The 2584-nt window shown below is 42.1% G+C and carries 3 protein-coding genes and 1 pseudogene; all 4 read left to right on the top strand.

Features of this window, described 5'->3' with window-relative positions:
• The first annotated feature begins 95 nt into the window (after positions 1 to 95).
• Positions 96 to 329, top strand: a complete 234-nt coding sequence (locus ACLNCN_RS04425) for a DUF1858 domain-containing protein (protein ID WP_000368739.1) — start codon at positions 96 to 98, stop codon at positions 327 to 329.
• Positions 329 to 1663 (top strand): DUF438 domain-containing protein, encoded by a 1335-nt coding sequence (locus ACLNCN_RS04420; protein ID WP_261101870.1) that lies wholly within the window; start codon positions 329 to 331, stop codon positions 1661 to 1663. Before ACLNCN_RS04425 ends, ACLNCN_RS04420 begins: the two co-directional genes overlap by 1 nt.
• Positions 1664 to 1672: 9 nt before the next feature.
• The gene (locus ACLNCN_RS04415) at positions 1673 to 1927 is read left to right on the top strand and encodes a DUF1912 family protein (protein WP_049540673.1); all 255 of its coding nucleotides are present in this window, start codon (positions 1673 to 1675) and stop codon (positions 1925 to 1927) included.
• Positions 1928 to 2022: 95 nt separating this feature from the next.
• Positions 2023 to 2415 (top strand): annotated as a pseudogene (locus tag ACLNCN_RS04410) (helix-hairpin-helix domain-containing protein); the annotation flags it as partial.
• Positions 2416 to 2584 lie beyond the last annotated feature (169 nt).

Here is a 2584-nt window from a genome sequence, read left to right as displayed (position 1 = left end):
AACTAGCAGGAACTCCACTGCTAGTTTTTTAATCTCTTTCCTTGTGGTATAATAAAAGCAGTAAAATCATTTTAGAACATTCAATGGAGGTCGTCATGGATAATATCATCGATGTGTCAATTCCCGTTGCAGAAGTGGTTGACAAGCATCCAGAAGTCTTGGAAATTCTAGTTGAGCTTGGTTTTAAACCTCTTGCCAATCCCTTGATGCGCAATACAGTTGGTCGTAAAGTATCACTCAAACAGGGTTCTAAGCTTGAAGGAACTCCTATGGACAAGATTGTCCGCACACTGGAAGCTAATGGCTACGAAGTGATTGGATTAGACTAATGGCAGATGAACGGATTCATGTCCTACGGGATATTTTGTTAGAATTGCATAATGGCGCCTCTCCTGAGTCGGTTCAGGAGCGCTTTGATGCGACCTTTACAGGTGTTTCAGCAATCGAGATTTCCCTTATGGAGCACGAGCTGATGAACTCAGACTCAGGTGTCACCTTTGAAGATGTCATGGAACTCTGTGATGTCCATGCCAATCTTTTTAAAAATGCTGTTAAGGATGTCGAAGTTGCAGATACCGAGCACCCAGGCCACCCAGTTCGGATTTTCAAGGAAGAAAATCTGGCTCTCCGTGCTGCCTTGATTCGCATTCGTAGATTGTTAGATACCTATGAGTCTATGGAAGATGAAGAAATGCTTGCGGAGATGCGTAAGGGTTTGGTGCGTCAGATGGGACTTGTAGGTCAATTTGATATCCATTACCAACGTAAGGAAGAGCTCTTTTTCCCAATCATGGAGCGCTATGGTCACGATTCGCCTCCAAAAGTTATGTGGGGAGTGGATGATCAGATCAGGGAACTCTTTCAAACAGCTTTAGCGACAGCCAAGTCACTACCAGAAGTGTCGATTCGCAGTGTAAAAGAAGATTTTGAAGCTTTTGCGACAGAGTTTGAAAGTATGATTTTCAAGGAAGAGTCCATCCTTCTCATGATTCTCCTTGAGTCCTTTACTCAGGATGACTGGCTTCAGATTGCGGAGGAGAGCGATGCCTATGGTTATGCCATCATCCGTCCGTCAGAAAAATGGGTGCCAGAAAGACAGAGTTTTGTTGAGGAAAAGAGCGCAGGGGAGCCTGTACAGTTAGATACGGCAGAAGGTCAAGTTCAACAAGTTATCGATACACCAGAAGGACAGTTTACCATTACCTTTACCCCTAAGGAAAAGGAAGCAGTGCTGGACCGTCATAGTCAACAGGCTTTTGGGAATGGCTATCTCTCAGTTGAGCAGGCCAATCTCATCCTCAATCACCTCCCTATGGAGATTACCTTTGTCAATAAAGATGATATTTTCCAGTATTACAATGACAATACGCCAGCTGATGAGATGATTTTCAAACGGACCCCGTCCCAAGTTGGGCGCAATGTCGAACTTTGCCATCCGCCTAAGTACTTGGACAAGGTCAAGACCATCATGAAGGGGCTTCGTGAGGGAAGCAAAAACAAGTATGAAATGTGGTTTAAGTCCGATTCGCGAGGCAAGTTTGTCCACATCACCTACGCAGCAGTGCACGATGAAAACGGAGAATTCCAAGGGGTGCTGGAATACGTTCAGGATATCCAGCCCTACCGAGAGATTGACACGGACTATTTCCGTGAATTAGAATAAGGAGAAAAAATGAGTTACGAACAAGAATTTATGAAGGAATTTGAAGCCTGGGTCAATACCCAGATTATGATCAACGACATGGCACATAAGGAAAGCCAAAAAGTCTACGAAGAAGACCAAGACGAGCGTGCCAAAGATGCTATGATTCGCTACGAAAGCCGTTTGGATGCTTATCAGTTCTTACTTGGTAAGTTTGAAAACTTCAAATCAGGCAAGGGATTTCATGATTTGCCAGAAGGCTTATTCGGTGAGCGAAATTATTAAACGAGAAAGATTCTTGATTTTTTACTAAAATCTTGATAGAATATTTATATTAAATCCTTGTCAGAGCAGGGGTTTTTTATTGAAAGGATTTTATCATGTCAAAGAAACTCAATCGTAAAAAACAATTACGAAATAGCCTCCGTCGTGCAGGTGCCTTTTCAAGTACTGTGACTAAGGTTGTAGAAGAGACAAAAAAAGTCGTGAAACGTGCAGAACAGTCAGCAAGCCAAGCTGGTAAGGCTGTTTCTAAAAAAGTTGAACAAGCAGTAGAAGCTACCAAAGAGCAAGCTCAAAAAGTAGCCAATTCTGTAGAAGATTTTGCAGCAAACTTGGGTGGACTTCCACTTGATCGTGCCAAAACTTTCTATGATGAAGGGATCAAGTCTGCTTCAGATTTCAAAAACTGGACTGAAAAAGAACTCCTTGCCTTGAAAGGAATCGGCCCAGCTACTATTAAGAAATTGAAAGAAAATGGCATCAAGTTCAAGAAATTTTTCTTGTGCCTTGCATTTCCGAAAAAATCTTGCTACAATAGAGCCATTAGAGGTGTTTTGAATCTCACATTTTACAGAAAGTGGCGGTGCTGAGAAGTCCACAAATGTGTCAAAACTGGTTGCTAATGGATGAAAAATTGAAATAAAAGTGTCTTTTTGTTTT

The sequence above is a fragment of the Streptococcus sp. CL8.13 genome (assembly GCF_049737895.1).
The sequence above is the reverse complement of the archived record's forward strand: the minus strand, read 5'-3'. Positions and strand labels throughout refer to the sequence as shown.